Here is a 17,840-nt window from a genome sequence, read left to right as displayed (position 1 = left end):
GCCACCAGGGGCGACTTCGTCGCCCAATCGTTCGGCATAGCCAAACTCCCACGATAGCAAGCCGGAATCATCGATGTCGTGGCTTCACGCTGATCTGCGATGAACCATTCTTTACCGGTCGAAGACCACGGTGCGGCGGGCGTGGAGGAAGGCGCGACGCTGGACGTGGTAGCCCACGGCGCGGGCCAGGGTCATGCATTCGATATCGCGGCCCTTGGCCACCAGGTCTTCCGGGTAGTCGGCGTGGCTGACCGGCTCGACGCCCTGGGTGATGATCGGCCCTTCGTCCAGATCGTCGTTGATGTAGTGGGCGGTGGCCCCGACCAGCTTGACGCCCTTGTCGTAGGCCTGGTGGTAGGGCTTGGCGCCCTTGAAGCCGGGCAGCAATGAGTGATGGATATTGATCGCCCGGCCGCTGAGCTTGGTACAAAGATCGCTGGAGAGCACCTGCATATAGCGCGCCAGGACCACCAGTTCGGCGCCGCTGGACTCGATCACCTCCCACACCTTCGCCTCCTGCTCGGCCTTGGTCTCGGCCGTGATGGGGAAGTGGTGATAGGGAATGTCGTGCCACTCGGCCAGGGGGGCCAGGTCCGGGTGGTTGGAGACGATGGCGCGAATCTCGATGGGCAGTTGCCCGGTGCGGTAGCGATAGAGCAGGTCGTTCAGGCAGTGGTCGGCCTTGGAGACCATGATCACCACCGGCATGCGGGTGCCCGGTGGGGTCAGCTCGAAGCTCATGGCGAACTCGTCGGCGCGCTCGGCGAAGGCGGCCTGGAAGGCCTCCGCGGAGAAGTCATCGTCCAGGGGACGGAATTCGGTACGGATGAAGAACCGCTCGCTGAGCCGGTCATCGAAGGAGTGCTGCTCGGTGATATAGCAGCGGTTCTCCTTGAGGAAGCGGGTGACCACGTCCACGGTGCCCAGACGGCTGGGACACTGGGCGGCCAGGATCCAGGTGGAAGATGCTTGGCTCATAATTGGCGCCTCACTCGAAAAGGCCGGTGCTTCGCGGATCGTGCATGACACCATGGCCTGGCTGACAGCTGCTGCCAGTCAGGATCGCCCTTCGGGCGATATCGCGCGGCAAAGCCGTGCTCCCACAAGAGTACTCACGCCAAGGTGCGAAGCACCAAGAATCAGGGGATGACCAAGCCGGGAGCAGGTACGCCCCGCCCCCGGCCTTGATCACTGCGTTCAGCGTACCACGCCGATGGCGTACTCCTCGCCAGCGTCGAGCAGCCAGCGATAACAGTAGTCGGCGAAGCTGCGGCGTACCACCAGTTCCCAGCGCTCCTCGGCGGGGCGGCGGACGATGGCGGTGGCCTTGGCGAAGACCGTGGTCACGCCCCGGCCCACCGGGAAGTGGCTGGGATGGACGTCGTAGATCACCGTCTTCATCAACAGCTCGCGGGCCGCCTCGCCTTCCAGTTCCAGCAGGGTCTGGCCACCGCTGACGTCGCTGATGGCGTAGTGGGCGTCACCCAGCCGCTCGCGCAGCCGGGTCTCCAGCTCGAACTCCTCGCCGCCGGGGACGATCACCAGCCACTCGTCCGGGGAGAGCCACTGGACCGAGCGCTCGCCGCGCTCGTCCTGGACCAGCCCCTGGGGCTCGCCGGGCAGGCCCAGCCCCAGCACCTCGCGCACCGCCTCGTCGAGGACGATGGCGCCGCCGCGCAGCACCAGCTGGCCCAGCAGGGCCCGCTCGCGCAGGGTGACGCGGCTCTCGGGGCCGGCCGCCGGCGCCCCGCTGCGGCGGTAGCTGTAGGCCAGCGGCGACTCCACCGGGATGGCGCTATCGGTACGGGTATCGAAGGTAGCCGCGTTAGACATGCTGGCGCTCTCCCTTGGGGTCGTAGAAGATCGGGCTGACGATTTCGGCTTCATGGGTCTGGCCGTCCGCCATGGGCAGGTAGACGGTCTCGCCCATCTTGTGATGGCCACCCTTGACCACCGCCAGGGCGAAGCCGGAGTCCAGGGTCGGGCTGTAGTAGCTGGAGGTCACGTGCCCGGCCATCGGCATGGGGATGGCGTGCTTGGGATCGAAGACGATCTGCGCACCCTCCTCCAGCACCACCTTGGGGTCCTTGGGCTTGAGGCCCACCAGCTGCTTGCGGTTCTCGCGCTTGGTGTCGGAACGGGTCAGGGCCCGCTTGCCGATCCACGAGAAGGGCTTGTCGTAGCCCACGCACCACTGCATCCCCAGGTCTTCCGGAGTCACCGAGCCATCGGTGTCCTGGCCGACGATGATAAAGCCCTTCTCGGCGCGCAAGACGTGCATGGTCTCGGTGCCGTAGGGGGTCAGGCCGTACTTCTCGCCGTGCTTGAACAGGGTCTGCCACACATGCATGGCGTAGTTGGCCTGGACGTTGATCTCGAAGGTCAGCTCGCCGGTGAAGGAGATGCGATAGACCCGCGCCGGCACGCCCGCCACCTTGCCGGCACGCCACTCCATAAACTTGAAGCTGTCCTTGTCGAGATCGATATCGGTGATCTCGGCCAGCAGCTTGCGCGCCTCGGGGCCGGTGATGGTCATGGTGGCCCAGTGGTCGGTCACCGAGCTGAAGTAGACATCCAGCTCCGGCCACTCGGTCTGGTGCCACAGTTCCAGCCACTCGAGGATCGCCGCGGCGCCGCCGGTGGTGGTGGTCATCAGGAAGTGGTTGTCGGCCAGGCAGCTGGTCACGCCGTCGTCGGTGACCATGCCGTCGTCCTTGCACATCAGGCCGTAGCGGCACTTGCCGACCGCCAGCTTCTCCCACTTGTTGGTGTAGACCCGGGCCAGGAATTCCCGGGCGTCGGGGCCCTGGATATCGATCTTGCCCAGGGTCGAGGCGTCGAGGATGCCGACCTTCTCGCGCACCGCGCGGCACTCCCGGGCCACCGCCTCGTGCAGGGTCTCGACCTTGCCGTTGACGGTCTGCGGGTAGTACCAGGGGCGCTTCCACTGGCCCACGTCCTCGAACTCGGCGCCGTGCTCCACATGCCACTGATGCAGGGCGGTGTAGCGCTCCGGATCGAAGAGGTCGCGGCAGTGACGGCCGACGATGGCGCCGAAGGTCACCGGGGTGTAGTTGGGACGGAACACCGTGGTGCCCACCTCGGGGATGGGACGACCCAGGCAGCGGGCGGCGATGGCCATGCCATTGATGTTGCCCAGCTTGCCCTGGTCGGTACCGAAGCCCATGGCGGTGTAGCGCTTGACGTGCTCGATGGACTCGAAGCCCTCCCGGGTGGCCAGCTCGATGCCCGCCGCGGTGACGTCGTTCTGCAGGTCGACGAACTGCTTGGGCGCGCGCAGGGTCGGCTTCTCGTGGGGCACCTGGAAGAGCGGCGCCGCCGGCCCCTGCTTGAGGGCCTGGACCTGGGGCAGGCTCACCGCCGGGGCGGCGTGGCCGGTGACGGCGGCGGCCTTGATGCCGGCCTCCACGCCCTCGGCGAGCACCTCGCCCAGGGCATAGGTACCGTTGGCACCGCCGCAGGCGTGGACGCCCTTGACCAGGCTCGGCACGAAGCCGAGGAGGTCGTCGCGCCAGGTGGGCCGGGCGCCGGTGTGGGACGCCAGGTGAATCACCGGGCTATAGCCGCCGGAGCTGGCGATGGTGTCGCAGGCCAGCTCCTGGGCCGGGCCGCTGACCTGGAAGGCATCGATATCGATCTTGGCGACCCGCGCCGCGCTGACGCGGCTCCCGCCCTTGGCCTCGATCACGGCGCTGCCGGTGATGATCTTGATGCCCTGGGCGCGGGCGGCTTCCACCCAGTCGCCGGCGGGCGACTGGCGGGCGTCGACGATGGCCACCACCTCGCGCCCCGCCTCCTTCCAGTCGAGGGCGGCGCGATAGCCGTAGTCGTTGCTGGTGGTAAGCACCAGCTTGTGGCCCGGCGCCACGCCGTAGCGGCGGATATAGGTGGAGACGGCGCCGGCCAGCATATTGCCCGGCACGTCGTTGCCGGCGTAGACCAGCGGCCGCTCGTGGGCGCCGGTGGCCAGGATCACCTGGCCGGCACGCACCCGGTGCATGCGGGCGCGCACCTGACGGCGTCCCTTCACCAGGGGGGCGGTCTCGCCGAGGTGCTCGGTGCGCCGCTCGTGCAGGGTGACGAAGTGGTGATCGTGGTAGCCGTTGGCGGTGGTGCGCGGCAGCAGGGTGACGTTGTCGTACCCGGCCAGCTCCTTGACCACCTGGGCAACCCACTGGTCCGCCGGCTTGCCATCCAGGGTCTCGCGGCTATCCAGCAGCGAGCCGCCCATCTCTTCCTGCTCGTCGGCGACGATCACCCGGGCGCCGCTGCGTGCGGCGGCCAGGGCCGCGGCCAGGCCGGCGGCACCGGCCCCCACCACCAGGACGTCGCAGTGCTGGTTCAGGTGATCGTAGGTGTCCGGATCGGCTTCCATGGGGCTGCGCCCCAGGCCGGCGGCCTTGCGGATGTACTTCTCGTAGGTCATCCACAGCGAGGCCGGGGCCATGAAGGTCTTGTAGTAGAAGCCCGGGGGCATGAACTTGCCACCCAGCTTGCCGAACAACCCCATCAGATCGCGCTGCACATTGGGCCAGCCGTTGGTGCTGCGGGCGGTGAGGCCGGCGAACAGCGCCTGCTGGGTGGCGCGCACGTTGGGCACCTGGGCCGCCTCGGTGCTGCCCAGCTGAACGATGGCATTGGGCTCCTCGGCACCGGCGGCGACGATGCCCCGGGGCCGCGAGTACTTGAAGCTGCGGTTGACGATATCCACGCCATTGGCCAGCAGCGCCGAGGCCAGGGTATCCCCCGGGTGGCCCTGGTAGCTCTGACCATTGAAGGTGAAGCTCAGGGTGCGGGAGCGATCGATCCGACCGCCCTTGGCCAGGCGGTGCACTTGTTTCTTGGACTGGCTCATGCGCGCACTCCTTCTTGACGGCTGGCCGCCACGGCCTCGCGGGGCTGGCCCTGGGCATCGGCGGTGATCGACGGCTGCTCGCCCATCTTGTAGGTCTCGAGGATCTCGTAGGTCACGGTGTGACGGGTGACATTGAAGAACTTGCGGCAACCCACCGCATGCACCCACAGCTCGTGGTGCACGCCACGGGGGTTGTCACGGAAGAACAGGTAGTCGCCCCACACCTCGTCGCTGCACGCCTCGGGGTCCTTGGGTCGCTCGATATGCGCCTGGCCCTTGGGGTGAAACTCTTCTTCCTCGCGGTGTTCGCCGCAGTAGGGGCAATAGATAGTGAACATGGCGAATTCTCCTTAGTGGGCCACGCCGGCGGCGCCGTGCTCGTCGATCAGGGCCCCGCTGTGGAAGCGGAACATGGAGAAGGGCTCGGCGATGGGGTGCATCTCGCCCTTGGCCAGGCTGGCGGCGAACACATGACCCGAGCCCGGGGTGGCCTTGAAGCCCCCGGTGCCCCAGCCACAGTTGAAGAACAGGCCCTTCACCGGGGTCTTGGAGAGGATCGGGCAGGCATCCGGGCAGGTGTCGACGATGCCGCCCCACTGGCGGTTCATGCGCACCCGGGAGAAGATCGGGAACATCTCGACGATGGCCTGCAGGGTGTGCTCCACGGTGGGGTAGCTGCCGCGCTGGCCATAGCCGTTGTAGCCGTCGATGCCGGCGCCGATCACCAGGTCGCCCTTGTCGGACTGGCTCACATAGCCGTGCACGTGGTTGGACATCACCACGGTGTCGAGGATCGGCTTGATCGGCTCGGAGACCAGGGCCTGCAGCGGATGCGACTCCAGCGGCAGCTTGAAGCCAGCCATCTTGGCCAGCACCCCGGAGTTACCGGCGGCCACGCAGCCCACGGTCTTGGCCTCGATATCGCCACGGTTGGTGTGCACGCCATAGATCTGGCCGTCGCGGATCTTGAAGCCGGTGACCTCGGTCTGCTGGAGGATATCCACGCCCAGGGCGTCGGCGCCGCGGGCATAGCCCCAGGCCACAGCGTCGTGGCGGGCCACCCCGGCGCGGGGCTGCCAGGAGGCGCCCAGCACCGGGTAGCGGGCATTCTTGGAGCAGTCCATGATCGGCACCAGCTCCTGCACGCCCTTGGCGTCCAGCACCTCGCCGTCGATGCCGTTCAGGCGGTTGGCGTTGACCCGGCGCTGGATATCGCGCATGTCCTGCAGGGTGTGGCCCAGGTTGAGCACGCCCCGCTGGGAGAACATGACGTTGTAGTTCAGGTCCTGGGAGAGCCCCTCCCACAGCTTCATGGCATGCTCGTAGAGGGCAGCCGCCTCGTCCCACAGGTAGTTGGAACGCACGATGGTGGTGTTGCGCGCGGTATTCCCGCCGCCCAGCCAGCCCTTCTCGATCACCGCCACGTTGGTGACGCCGAACTCCTTGGCCAGGTAGTAGGCGGTCGCCAGGCCGTGGCCGCCGCCGCCGACGATGATCACGTCGTACTGTTTCTTCGGCGTGGGGTTGCGCCACTGGCGCTGCCAGTTCTCGTGGTGGCTCAGCGCGTGCTTGACCAGCCCGAAGCCAGAATAGCGTTGCATAGGGGTCTCCTCAGTTCGGCCTCGCCGGGCGGCGCCCGGCGGCCGGTTCAAGCGATGGTTTCGACGGCGGTTTCGGCTTCGGCGACGGCCGCGCCATAGACCGGATGCCGGGCACATACCTCGGCGACCTTGGCCTGCACCTCGGCCTCCACGCCGGCGGTGTCGCCGCCCTCGGCCAGGGCATCCAGGATGTCGCAGATCCAGCCGGCCAGCTCGGTGCACTCGGCGGCATCGAAGCCGCGGGCGGTGACCGCCGGGGTGCCGAGACGCAGCCCGGAGGTGACGAAGGGGCTCTGCGGGTCGTTGGGCACCGAGTTCTTGTTGACGGTGATATGGGCGCGACCCAGGGCGGCGTCTGCGTCCTTGCCAGTGACCCCCTGCTTGATCAGCGAGACCAGGAAGAGGTGGTCGTCGGTGCCGCCGGAGACCACGTCATAGCCACGCTCGACGAAGACCTCGGCCATGGCCCGGGCATTGGTGATCACCTGCTGCTGGTAGCGCACGAAGTCCTGGCTCATGGCCTCCTTGAAGGCCACCGCCTTGGCGGCGATCACATGCATCAGCGGGCCGCCCTGCTGACCCGGGAAGACCGCGCCGTTGAGCTTCTTGTGGAGGGCCTCGTCGCCGTGGGCGGAGAGGATCAGGCCGCCACGGGGGCCGCGCAGGGTCTTGTGGGTGGTGGTGGTGACCACATGGGCGTGGGGCAGCGGGCTCGGGTAGAGGCCGGCGGCGACGAGCCCCGCGACGTGGGCCATGTCGACCATCAGGTAGGCACCCACCTCGTCGGCGATGGTGCGGAAACGACGCCAGTCGACCACCCGGGAGTAGGCGGAGAAGCCGGCGATGATCATCTTCGGCCGATGCTCGCGGGCCAGGCGCTCGACTTCCTCGTAGTCGATCTCGCCGGTCTCCGGGTTGAGGCCGTACTGCACGGCGTTGTAGTGCTTGCCGGAGAAGTTCGGCGCGGCGCCGTGGGTCAGGTGACCGCCGTGGGCCAGGCTCATGCCCAGCACGGTGTCGCCGGGCTGGACCAGCGCCATGAAGACGGCGGCGTTGGCCTGGGCGCCGGAGTGGGGCTGGACGTTGGCGTAGTCGGCACCGAACAGGTCGCAGGCCCGCTCGATGGCCAGCGCCTCGACCTTGTCGACGAACTCGCAACCACCGTAGTAGCGCTTGCCCGGGTAGCCCTCGGCATACTTGTTGGTGAGCTGGGAGCCCTGGGCCTCCATCACCGCGCGGCTGGTGTAGTTCTCCGACGCGATCAGCTCGATATGGGCCTCCTGACGGGCCACTTCTTCGGCGATGGCCGCGGCCAGGGGGGTGTCGTATTGCGCCAGGCTCTCGTTGCGCAGGGTCATGTCGGCCTCCAGAGATTGTTGTGGTTTGCGGCGATGGTATCCCTGGGCCTGGGGGCCAAGATGCTTGGCGGCGTCACGACCCGGCGCGTTTGCGACACGGGTGTCGCGACTGACAAACTTTATTCCCGAACGCCGGTGTTGCATGAATTCGTTTGCCCTCTAAGCATCCGATTCACGACAATGGGCGTCCCCTGACCGCCAGCGAGGAACGCCCATGCTTGTCGAACTCTTTGCCGTCATGGCCCCGGTATTTATCGGCGCCAGCCTGGGCTTCCTGTGGATCCGCCTGGGCCACCCCTACCCGGTGGAGTTCGTCACCAAGCTGGTCTTCAATATCGGCACCCCGGCGCTGATCCTCGCCTCCCTCTCCGGGGCCGAGGTGGATGCCGCAAGCTTCGGGCTGACCATGTTAGGCACCCTGCTGGTGCTCACCGCCATGGGCCTGGCCAGCTTCCTGGTGGCGCCGCTGCTCGGCAAACCCTGGCGGGTGGTGATCTCGCCGATGATGTACCCCAACACCGGCAACATGGGCCTGCCGGTGGTGCTCTACGCCTTCGGCAGCGCCGGCTTCGCCTTCGGTATCGCGGTGATGGTCACCGTCTCCCTGGTGCAGTTCACCTTCGGCACCATCATGGCCAGCCAAGGCAATCCGCTGCGCACCCTGGCCCGCACCCCCACCGTCTATGCCATCGCCATCGCCCTGGCCATCCTGCTCACCGACACCGACCTGCCGCTATGGCTCGACAACACCCTGGAGCTGATCTCCGGCTTCACGGTGCCGCTGATGCTGATCACCCTGGGGGTCTCGCTGGCCAGCATCCAGGTCAGGAGCCTGCGTTCCGGGGTCGGCTTCAGCCTGATCCGCACCCTGGCGGCGGCGACCCTCGCCTACCTGGTGGGGTGGCTGCTGGGGCTGCCGCCCCTGGCCCACGGCATCCTGGTGCTGCAGATGAGCATGCCGATCGCCGTCTTCAACTACCTCTTCGCCCAGCGCGCCGGCCGCGAGCCCGCCTATGTGGCCAGCCTGGTGTTCTGCTCCACCCTGCTGGCCTTCCTCTACCTGCCGCTGCTGCTGGCGCTGCTGAAGGGCCTACTCTAGGGGTAACGTACCGCGCCGATAAGGAGTCACGATGCGACCGATACGCGCCCTGCCCCCGCTGCTGGCGGCCCTGGTCGCCGCCCCTGCCCCGGCCGCCGAGGTGATCGAGGCGCGCCTGACCAGCGACCACCATGACTTCCGCCTGGTGCGCCTGGCCGAGGGCCTGAGTCACCCCTGGTCCCTGGCCTTCCTGCCCGACGGCCGGATGCTGGTCAGCGAGCGCGGCGGCCGCCTCTGGCTGCTGGAGGGCGACACACGTCGCGCCCTCGACGGCCTGCCGGCGGTCTCGGCCCGCGGCCAGGGCGGCCTGCTCGATCTGGCCCTGCATCCCGACTACGGCAGTGGCGACGGCGACAACGACTGGCTCTACTTCAGCTACTCGCGTCCCGGCCCCGGCGGCAGCGCCACTGCCCTGGCCCGGGCGCGGCTCGGCGATGCCGGCCTCACCGAGCTAACCACCCTCTTCGTCCAGGACCGCGACTCCGAGCCGGGACGCCACTACGGCGGCCGCCTGGCCTTCCTCCCCGACGGCAGCCTGGTGATAAGCATCGGCGACCGCGGCCGCGACCCGGATCGCGCCCAGGACGGCGGCGACCATGCCGGCGGCGTGCTGCGCCTGACCCCAGAGGGCGGCGTGCCGGCGGATAACCCCTTCGTCGATGATCCCGCCGTGCTCGACGAGCTCTACAGCCTCGGCAACCGCAATATCCAGGGCCTGACGGTGGACGGCGAGGGCCGCCTCTGGGCCAGCGAACACGGCCCCCGGGGCGGCGACGAGCTCAACCGCATCGAGGCCGGCGCGAACTACGGCTGGCCGGAGGTGAGCCGGGGCCGGGACTATGTGACCTTCCTGCCCATCGGCGACGACAGCCGCCCCGGGATGCGCGACCCGGTGCACGTCTTCGAGGGGCGCTTCGCCCCCTCGGGGCTGGCCTGGGTGAGCGGCGACGCCTTCCCCGGCTGGCGGGGCCACCTGCTGGCCGGCGGGTTGCGCAGCGAGCGTCTGGTGCGCCTGGTGGTCGACGGCGACCGGGTGGTGGAGCGCGAGGTAGTGCTGGAGGGGGAGATCGGCCGTATCCGCGACGTGCGCGTCGGCCCCGACGGCCGCATCTACCTGCTCAGCGACGCGAGCGACGGCGGCCTCTACCGACTGGAACCGCGGGAATAGCACGGGCGTAGCACGGGCGTAGCACGCGATTAACGCTCGCTCCCCGGCTCCGCCGAGCCCCCCGATCCTCAGAGGCCCCGGCGGTTGCAGCAGAATGTCCGGCGAGCCTGACGGGGCATTCCTCGAGGTCTCACGCGAAATTATCGATAACAAAACGTTATTAATAACGATAAATAAAAGTTCATTGCCGCATTCTATTACGCCCCATACTCTTCTGGCCTGCGGCTAATGCCAGGACACTCCTCTGACTCGATACAATCAATAATAGAGAGACTATTCCCTCATGCGCTCGAATGCTGGCCTATTAAATGGCCTTAACCCGACCGTGACTGTCGCCTCCAAGGTACTGGTCATCGGATTCGTGATCTTCTGTGCCATACTGGCGTAACAGGCAGGCGCCATCTTCCAGGATATCTCGACAGCAGTGCTCAATAATGCCAAGTGGTTCTATCTTGGCCTGGTCACTTCGGTACTCTTCTTTCTACTATATTTAATGGTCAGTCGCTTCGGGCATATCCGCCTGGGTCGCGACGACGAAAGCCCCGATTTCAGCCTCTTTTCCTGGATCAGCATGCTCTTCTCCGGCGGCATGGGCATCGGCTTGATCTTCTGGTCGGTGGCAGAACCGATGTTTCACTATGCCGACAACCCCTTCACCTCAGGGTTGAGTGACGAATCGGCCTCCATGGCCATGCTGATCTCCTTCTTCCACTGGGGCCTGCACCCCTGGGCGACCTTTATCATCGTCGCCCTGGCCCTGGCCTACTTCGCCTATCGCAAGGGGCTCCCCCTCACCCTGCGCTCCATTCTCTACCCCTTTATCGGCCATCGTATCTATGGCCCCATCGGTCATGTGGTGGATATTCTCGCGGTGGCGATCACCGCCCTGGGTGTCTCCAACTCCCTGGGCATGGGGGTCATCCAGATGAACAGCGGGCTCAATAGTGTCTTCGGTCTCGATATCGGCATCGGCGTACAGTTGACCATGATCGCCCTGATCATGTTCTTCGCCATCGCCTCGGTGATGTCCGGGGTCGGCCGAGGTATTCGCCGACTCTCCGAATGGAACATGCTGCTGTCGATCGTTATCCTGGCCATCATCCTCGCCATCGGACCGACCCGCTATATCCTCAACACCCTCCTGGAAAGCACCGGCAGCTATGGTGATAACCTGATCGGCATGAGCCTGTGGAGCGATGCCAATGACGACAGCGGCTGGCAGAACTGGTGGACCGATTTCTACTGGCCCTGGTGGATGCTCTGGGCGCCCTTCGTCGGCATGTTCATCGCTCGCATTTCTCGGGGGCGTACCATCCGCGAGCTGGTCGGAGGCGCCCTGATCGTGCCCACCCTGGTCACCTTCGTATGGATGTCGGTGTTCGGCGGTAGCGCCCTCTTCGAGGAGCGCGAGGCCCGCCACGCCCACGAACAGGCGGTCGCCGAGGGCAGCCTTGGTGCCGAGGCCGACTTCGCCGGCGGCCCCATCCTGCAGGCCACCCAGGAAGACACCACCCTGGCCCTGTTCGCCTTGTTCGACGCCCTCGATCCAGGCACCCTGGGCAGCATCCTGTCGATCCTCGCCGTGCTGCTGCTGGCCACCTACTTCATCACCTCGGCGGATTCCGGCACCCTGGTGCTGTGCATCCTCGACAGCGCTGGCCATGACGAACCGCCCCAGGCCATCCGCGTCCTGTGGGGCATCATCATCGCCTGCATCGCCGGCGCCCTGCTCTATGCCGGTGGCCTGCAGACGATCCAGACGGCCTCGATCATCGCCGGCTTCCCCATCGCCATCTTTATCCTGCTGATGACGATCAGCCTGTACCGCACCCTGCGCCGGGAGCCTATCGCTGCCGCCATGCTGCCTCCCCAGGTGCGGCCCGATGCCGACGACATCGATCATGGCAGCGGGCGGCCCAAAGGAGACGAAGGAGCGGCCGAGCTGACCCGCGCCTGATCGCAAGATGGCAGTCCGCTATCGACGACCAGGCGACGCCCCCCAGGAAGCATCGCCTGGCGTCTCTATCGTCGCCTGACGCTTACCCCCGGCCAGCGCTTCCTCCAGGCGCATCCCGAACGCGAGGGGCGAGTCGGCGCCCCTCCCCCGTGCCACGGCCTGTGGTTCGGCAACGCCTCCCGGGCCGTCCATATGGCGCGATAAACGTCGGCCAAGTTGTCAATCCGCCCCCACCCGTTATCCTGGGAGGCCTGGCGACGTTGACTCGACGCCCTCCAGGCCATGCCTTTCCCCGCCACCACGCGACTAGAATGAAGGCATCGCTTCCCACCCCGACCCTCGAGATGCCGACCATGTTCGAGAAAATAAAAAACCGAGGCGAGGTCCAGACCGACTATCAGATCGGCCAGGACAATATTCAGCCCAGCCTGGGCCCACTCCAGCTGGATATCCACAGCCCCGTCTTTCCCATCTCCGCCCTTTCCGTGATCGCCCTGGTACTCTTCTGCCTGATCTTTCAGGAAACCGCGGCCTCGGTCTTCGGCGCCCTGCGCCCCTGGCTGACGACTCAGTTCGACTGGGTCTTCACTATCGGCATGAACATCTTCGTGCTGTTCTGCCTGTTCCTGGTCGTCTCGCCCTTGGGCAAGGTGCGCATCGGTGGCAAGGACGCCAGGCCGGAGTACTCCTATCCGGCCTGGTTCTCGATGCTCTTCGCCGCCGGCATGGGCATCGGCCTGGTGTTCTACGGCGTGCTGGAGCCGCTGAACCATACCCTGACCCCGCCCTTCGGCGCCCCGGGGGTACTGGACGCCGATGGCAATCTGGTGGATGCCGCCGCCGCGGAGCGAGCGGTTCTCCTAGGTATGGCCGGCACCATCTTCCACTGGGGCCTGCACCCCTGGGCCGCCTACAGCGTGGTGGCCCTGGCACTGGGTATCTTCTCCTATAACAAGGGGCTGCCAATGAGCATCCGCTCGGCCTTCTACCCGATCCTCGGTGAGCGGGTCTGGGGCTGGCCGGGGCACCTGATCGACTCCCTGGCGGCCCTGGCCACCCTGGCCGGCCTGGCCACCTCCTTGGGCTATGGCGCCTCCCAGGCGGCGGCGGGCCTCAATTACCTGTTCGGCATCGAGGCCAGCATCGAGCTCCAGGTGGTGATCATCATCGCGGTGACGGCCATGGCGGTGGTCTCGGTGATGCGTGGGCTGGATGGCGGCGTCAAGCTGCTTTCCGAGCTGAACATGGGCCTGGCCGCCCTGCTCTTCCTGTTTATCCTGGTGTTCGGCGCCACGACTGATATCTTCCAGACCTTTCTTGGTGGCCTGGCCAGCTACGCGGTCAACCTGCCGGCACTCTCCAACTGGGTCGGCCGCGAGGACACCGGCTACTTCCATGGCTGGACCACCTTCTACTGGGCCTGGTGGATCGCCTGGTCCCCCTTCGTCGGCATGTTTATCGCCCGGGTCTCCAAGGGGCGGACGGTGCGCGAGTTCATCATTACCGTGCTGCTGGTACCCACCCTGGTCTGCGTGGCCTGGATGGCGGTCTTCGGCGGCACCGCCATCAGCCAACTGGTCAACGACGGTTACACCGGCGTACAGCAGACCATCGCCAACTGGACGCCGGAGCTGTCGCTCTTCGCCATGCTCGAGCTACTGCCTCTCCCCGCCCTGACATCCATGGTTGGTATCATCCTGGTGCTGGTGTTCTTCGTCACCTCCTCGGACTCCGGCTCGCTGGTGGTCGATACCATCTGTGCCGGCGGCAAGGTGGATGCCCCCATGCCACAGCGGGTGTTCTGGTGCAGCTTCGAGGGATTGATCGCCATCGCCCTGCTGGTGGGCGGCGGCCTGGCCTCGCTTCAGGCGCTGGCCATCGCCACCGGCTTCCCCTTCACCATCGTCACCGTGGCCATGTGTTACTGCATTTACCAGGGGCTGCGCAGCGAAGCGGTCTGAAACGAGGCGCCCCTTTACCTGGCCCGGCGTACGCCGGGCCATTTAATGCCCATAAACCTGACACTGCTGTACACTTCTCGCTCCTTCCCCAGCGAGAGCGCCGATATGTCCCCCCCCGATCGCGCCATCGATACCCCCGCCAAGGGCTCCCGTGAGGCCTGGCTCGATGCGGCTTTCGAGCTGCTGCTGGAATCCGGCGTGGACAGCGTGCGCATCCTGTCACTGGCCAAGCGCCTCAGGCTCTCGCGGACCAGCTTCTACTGGTTCTTCAAGGATCGCGAGGCGTTGCTGGAGGCGCTGATCGAACGCTGGCGTGAGAAGAATACCCGGGGCCTGGTGCGCCAGAGCGAGGCCTACGCCGAGAGCATCGTCGAGGCGATGCTGAATGTCTTCGACTGCTGGCTGGATCCCCGCCTCTTCGACGCCCAACTGGAGTTCGCCATGCGCAGCTGGGCACTTCAGTCCGCAGCCGTGGCCCGGGAGATCGACGCCGCCGACGCGGCACGCATCGAGGCCCTGACCAGGATGTTCATCGCCCACGGCCATGAGGAGCTGGCGGCCAATGTGCGCGGGCGCACCATCTACCTGACCCAGATCGGCTATATCTCCATGAAGACACGAGAGTCGCTGGAGGTGCGCATGGCGCGTATTCCCGCCTATGTGGAGATCTTCACCGGCCAGTCCCCCACGGAACGGGAGCTGCAACGTTTCCATGCCCGGCATGGCTATGCCCGGCATGGCTATGCCCGGCATGGCTATGCCCGGCATGGCTATAGCCGGACATGAGCGGGCCCCGCCAGCCGGAGAGCAGAACCTATAGGCCGCGAGCCGCCCGATGTGCCGCCGCCAGCCCCTCCGTCACCACGGCTTCGAAGCCGCCGTCGATCATCGTCTCCAGCCCCCGGGCCGTGGTGCCCTGGTAATCGATCAACCGCCTCACCATGGCCCCGGGGTCGTCCCCCAGGTGCTCCAGCAGCAGGCTGCCCCCCACCAGGGTCTCCATCACCGCCTCGAAGGCGATCGCCTCGGGCAGCCCCTGGCGCCTGGCATCCTCCAGCAGCGCCCGGGCCAGCAGGGCGGGATAGGCGGGCCCGGCGCCGCTCAGGGCGGTCAGATAGTCGAGGTCGCTCTCTTCGGGCAGTTCCCGGGCCTTGCCACCGCTCATCAGCAACGCCTGGACCAGCCGCTTGTCGGCATCATCGACGCCCTCCCCGGCGACCCAGGGAAAGTAGCCGCGGCCGATCTCCGCCGCCGCATTGGGCATGGCGCGTACCACCCGCTGGCTGCCCAGCCGATGGGCGACCGCCTCCAGCGAGGTCATCGCCAGCAGCGAGATCACCAACTTGCCCCGCGCCTCGACCTCGATCGCGGCCAGGTCCTGGGGGCGCACCGCCAGCAGGATCACGTCCGCCAGGGCGACCAGTTCCTGGTTGTCCGTGACGCAGCGTACCCCGGGCCAGTCGTGGTAGGCGTCGCCCAGGGAGCGCGAGGAGACCACCAGCCGTTCGGCAGGCACTAGCCCCTGCGCCAGCCAGGCCCTCCCCAGGGAGCGCCCCATCCAGCCCTGGCCGCCGATAATTCCCAAAACGACATCGTTATGCATGGTTGCGTCCTCCTGGAGGTCAGGCGGTGAAATCGGCCCGGCCCTGTCTCGCCCAAGAATGTACATCCATGTACATTCAGTCAACAACCGTGAACATCCTGGCCCCTAACCAGCACGAGGCCCGACCATGGCGAACGATCCGCTGCTGCAACCCTTCCGGCTCAAGCACCTGACCCTGAAGAACCGGCTGATGATGACCTCTCACGAGCCCGCCTACCCGGAAGACGGCATGCCCAAGGCACGCTACCGGGCCTATCACGAGGAACGCGCTCGTGCCGGCATCGGCCTGACCATGACCGCCGGATCCGCGGCGGTGGCCAAGGACAGCCCACCGGTGTTCAACAATATCCTCGCCTACAAGGACGAGGTGGTGCCCTGGCTGCGCGAGCTCACCGACGCCTGCCACGAGCACGGCACCGCGGTGATGATCCAGCTCACCCACCTGGGCCGGCGCACCCGCTGGGACAAGGGCGACTGGCTGCCGGCGGTGTCGGCCTCGCACCGCCGCGAGGCGGCCCATCGGGCCTTTCCCAAGCGGGTCGAGGACTGGGATATCGAGCGCCTGATCAAGGATTACGCCGACGCCGCCGAGCGCATGCACGCCGCGGGCCTCGACGGCATCGAGCTGCAGGCCTACGGCCACCTGCTGGATCAGTTCTGGTCGCCGCTGACCAATACCCTGGAGGCACCCTACGGGGGCAGCCTCGATAACCGGCTGCGTTTCACCTTCGACGTGCTGCGAGCCATTCGCCGGCGAGTCGGCGACGACTTTATCGTCGGCGTGCGCTACACCGGCGATGAGATGCTGGAGGGCGGCTTGACCGCCGAGGAAGGACTGGAGATATCGCACCGCCTGAAGGCCAGCGGCCTGGTCGATTTCCTCAACGTGGTGCGCGGCCATATCGATACCGACCCGGGCCTCACCGACGTCATCCCCATCCAGGGCATGCCCAGCGCCCCGCACCTGGACTTCGCCGGGGAGATCAAGCGCCGGGTCGACTTCCCCACCTTCCACGGCGCCAAGATCCAGGACGTGGCCACCGCCCGCCACGCCATCGCCTCGGGCAAGGTGGACGTGGTCGGCATGACCCGCGCCCATATGGCCGACCCGCATATCGTGCGCAAGATCCTCGAAGGCCGCGAAGAGACGATTCGCCCCTGCGTCGGCGCCAATTACTGCCTGGACCGTATCTACCAGGGCGGCGCCGCCTACTGCATCCACAACGCCGCCACCGGGCGAGAAACCAGCATGCCCCACACCCTCTCCAAGGCAGCGCAACAGCGAAGGGTGGTGATTATCGGCGCCGGTCCCGCGGGGCTCGAGGCCGCCCGGGTCGCCGCCGAGCGGGGGCATCGGGTGCTGGTGCTGGAGGCCGCCGGCGATGCCGGGGGCCAGGTGCGCCTCACCGCCCAGAGCGAGCGGCGTCGCGAAATGCTGGGCATCATCGACTGGCGCCTGGCCCAGTGCGAGGCGCTGGGCGTGGAGATCCGCTACAACGTCTGGGCCGAGGCGGAGGACGTGCTGGCAGAAGCCCCCGAGGTGGTGATCGTCGCCACCGGCGGCTTCCCCGCGGAGGATCAGCCGGCGCAGGGCCACGACCTGGTGGTCACCAGCTGGGACATCCTCTCCGGCCATGTGGCGCCGGGAAGCCGGGTGCTGCTGTTCGATGAGGCCGGCGACCATGCCGCCCTGCAGGCCGCGGAGATCATCGCCGCCAGCGGCGCCGAACTGGAGATCATGACCCCGGATCGCACCTTCTCGGCGGAGATCATGGCCATGAACCTGGTGCCCTATATGCGCGCCCTGCAGCGCCCCAACGTCACCTTCACGCCCACCTACCGGCTCGAGTCCGTGCAACGCGACGGCGGCGAGCTGCTGGCCAGGATCACCAGCGACTACCTGGACCTGGATCACCAGCGACGCCTCGACCAGGTGGTGGTCAACTACGGCATCACGCCCATGGAAGCGCTCTACGTCGAACTCAAGCCGCACTCCCGCAACGGCGGCGAGGTGGACTACGATGCCCTGATCGAAGGCAAGCCCCAGGCCGTCACACGCAACCCGGACGGTGGCTTCCAGCTCTTCCGCATCGGCGACGCCGTGGAGCCCCGCAACACCCATGCGGCCATCTACGACGCCCTGCGGCTGGTCAAGGCATTGTAAGCCAAGGTCCAACGCCAACGGGCGCCCCATCAGGGGCGCCCGTTGGCTATTTC

Annotated in this window: 13 protein-coding genes; 6 read left to right on the top strand and 7 right to left on the bottom strand. The window is 66.9% G+C overall.

The features are described from left to right. Positions 1-111: 111 nt before the first annotated feature. The 6 genes from purU to glyA all read right to left on the bottom strand — a co-directional run bounded on the left by purU (position 112) and on the right by glyA (position 7,835). The gene (purU, locus tag NFU04_RS04850) at positions 112-978 is read right to left on the bottom strand and encodes a formyltetrahydrofolate deformylase (protein WP_251308371.1); all 867 of its coding nucleotides are present in this window, start codon (positions 976-978) and stop codon (positions 112-114) included. Between the two features lie 219 nt (positions 979-1,197). Continuing rightward, positions 1,198-1,833, bottom strand: coding sequence for a sarcosine oxidase subunit gamma (locus NFU04_RS04845; RefSeq protein WP_251308370.1), 636 nt, complete (start codon positions 1,831-1,833; stop codon positions 1,198-1,200). Continuing rightward, positions 1,826-4,876 carry a sarcosine oxidase subunit alpha gene (locus tag NFU04_RS04840; protein WP_251308369.1) on the bottom strand — a complete coding sequence of 1,017 codons (3,051 nt, stop codon included), beginning with the start codon at positions 4,874-4,876 and terminating at the stop codon, positions 1,826-1,828. The genes NFU04_RS04845 and NFU04_RS04840 overlap by 8 nt, the downstream gene beginning before the upstream one ends. Next, positions 4,873-5,214 carry a sarcosine oxidase subunit delta gene (locus NFU04_RS04835; RefSeq protein WP_251308368.1) on the bottom strand — a complete coding sequence of 114 codons (342 nt, stop codon included), beginning with the start codon at positions 5,212-5,214 and terminating at the stop codon, positions 4,873-4,875. Before NFU04_RS04835 ends, NFU04_RS04840 begins: the two co-directional genes overlap by 4 nt. Positions 5,215-5,226: 12 nt before the next feature. After that, the gene (locus tag NFU04_RS04830; protein ID WP_146801552.1) at positions 5,227-6,477 is read right to left on the bottom strand and encodes a sarcosine oxidase subunit beta family protein; all 1,251 of its coding nucleotides are present in this window, start codon (positions 6,475-6,477) and stop codon (positions 5,227-5,229) included. Positions 6,478-6,524: 47 nt separating this feature from the next. Next, positions 6,525-7,835, bottom strand: a complete 1,311-nt coding sequence (gene glyA / locus NFU04_RS04825; protein WP_251308367.1) for a serine hydroxymethyltransferase — start codon at positions 7,833-7,835, stop codon at positions 6,525-6,527. Between the two features lie 214 nt (positions 7,836-8,049). On the opposite strand from glyA, the gene NFU04_RS04820 reads away from it, so the two are divergent. The 5 genes from NFU04_RS04820 (at position 8,050) to NFU04_RS04800 (ending at position 14,806) form a co-directional block, all read left to right on the top strand. Beyond that, the gene (locus NFU04_RS04820) at positions 8,050-8,934 is read left to right on the top strand and encodes an AEC family transporter (RefSeq protein WP_251308366.1); all 885 of its coding nucleotides are present in this window, start codon (positions 8,050-8,052) and stop codon (positions 8,932-8,934) included. Positions 8,935-8,965: 31 nt separating this feature from the next. Beyond that, positions 8,966-10,102, top strand: coding sequence for a PQQ-dependent sugar dehydrogenase (locus NFU04_RS04815; RefSeq protein ID WP_251308365.1), 1,137 nt, complete (start codon positions 8,966-8,968; stop codon positions 10,100-10,102). Between the two features lie 400 nt (positions 10,103-10,502). Further along, complete coding sequence (locus tag NFU04_RS04810) at positions 10,503-12,059, top strand: BCCT family transporter (RefSeq protein WP_285835117.1); 1,557 nt, start codon at positions 10,503-10,505, stop codon at positions 12,057-12,059. 344 nt (positions 12,060-12,403) lie between these two features. Then, complete coding sequence (locus tag NFU04_RS04805) at positions 12,404-14,020, top strand: BCCT family transporter (protein WP_251308471.1); 1,617 nt, start codon at positions 12,404-12,406, stop codon at positions 14,018-14,020. 105 nt (positions 14,021-14,125) lie between these two features. Then, a complete protein-coding gene (locus NFU04_RS04800; protein WP_251308363.1) occupies positions 14,126-14,806 on the top strand; it encodes a TetR/AcrR family transcriptional regulator in 681 nt (226 codons plus the stop codon). Between the two features lie 28 nt (positions 14,807-14,834). Here NFU04_RS04800 and NFU04_RS04795 read toward each other — a convergent pair whose 3' ends face one another. Continuing rightward, positions 14,835-15,623 carry a pyrroline-5-carboxylate reductase family protein gene (locus NFU04_RS04795; RefSeq protein WP_251308362.1) on the bottom strand — a complete coding sequence of 263 codons (789 nt, stop codon included), beginning with the start codon at positions 15,621-15,623 and terminating at the stop codon, positions 14,835-14,837. 127 nt (positions 15,624-15,750) lie between these two features. Here NFU04_RS04795 and NFU04_RS04790 point away from each other — a divergent pair, with 127 nt between their 5' ends. After that, entirely contained in the window at positions 15,751-17,787 is a 2,037-nt protein-coding gene (locus NFU04_RS04790) for an NADH:flavin oxidoreductase (protein ID WP_251308361.1), read from the top strand. Positions 17,788-17,840 lie beyond the last annotated feature (53 nt).

The sequence above is a fragment of the Halomonas sp. NCCP-2165 genome, from assembly GCF_023708045.1.
Lineage (GTDB): Bacteria > Pseudomonadota > Gammaproteobacteria > Pseudomonadales > Halomonadaceae > Bisbaumannia > Bisbaumannia pacifica.
This window is presented reverse-complemented; position numbering and strand designations above follow the sequence as displayed.

Coding starts and splice junctions, on each gene's coding strand:
- purU (WP_251308371.1), bottom strand. CDS start 978: ATGAGCCAAGCATCTTCCACCTGGATCCTGGCCGCCCAGTGTCCCAGC.
- NFU04_RS04845 (WP_251308370.1), bottom strand. CDS start 1,833: ATGTCTAACGCGGCTACCTTCGATACCCGTACCGATAGCGCCATCCCG.
- NFU04_RS04840 (WP_251308369.1), bottom strand. CDS start 4,876: ATGAGCCAGTCCAAGAAACAAGTGCACCGCCTGGCCAAGGGCGGTCGG.
- NFU04_RS04835 (WP_251308368.1), bottom strand. CDS start 5,214: ATGTTCACTATCTATTGCCCCTACTGCGGCGAACACCGCGAGGAAGAA.
- NFU04_RS04830 (WP_146801552.1), bottom strand. CDS start 6,477: ATGCAACGCTATTCTGGCTTCGGGCTGGTCAAGCACGCGCTGAGCCAC.
- glyA (WP_251308367.1), bottom strand. CDS start 7,835: ATGACCCTGCGCAACGAGAGCCTGGCGCAATACGACACCCCCCTGGCC.
- NFU04_RS04820 (WP_251308366.1), top strand. CDS start 8,050: ATGCTTGTCGAACTCTTTGCCGTCATGGCCCCGGTATTTATCGGCGCC.
- NFU04_RS04815 (WP_251308365.1), top strand. CDS start 8,966: ATGCGACCGATACGCGCCCTGCCCCCGCTGCTGGCGGCCCTGGTCGCC.
- NFU04_RS04805 (WP_251308471.1), top strand. CDS start 12,404: ATGCCGACCATGTTCGAGAAAATAAAAAACCGAGGCGAGGTCCAGACC.
- NFU04_RS04800 (WP_251308363.1), top strand. CDS start 14,126: ATGTCCCCCCCCGATCGCGCCATCGATACCCCCGCCAAGGGCTCCCGT.
- NFU04_RS04795 (WP_251308362.1), bottom strand. CDS start 15,623: ATGCATAACGATGTCGTTTTGGGAATTATCGGCGGCCAGGGCTGGATG.
- NFU04_RS04790 (WP_251308361.1), top strand. CDS start 15,751: ATGGCGAACGATCCGCTGCTGCAACCCTTCCGGCTCAAGCACCTGACC.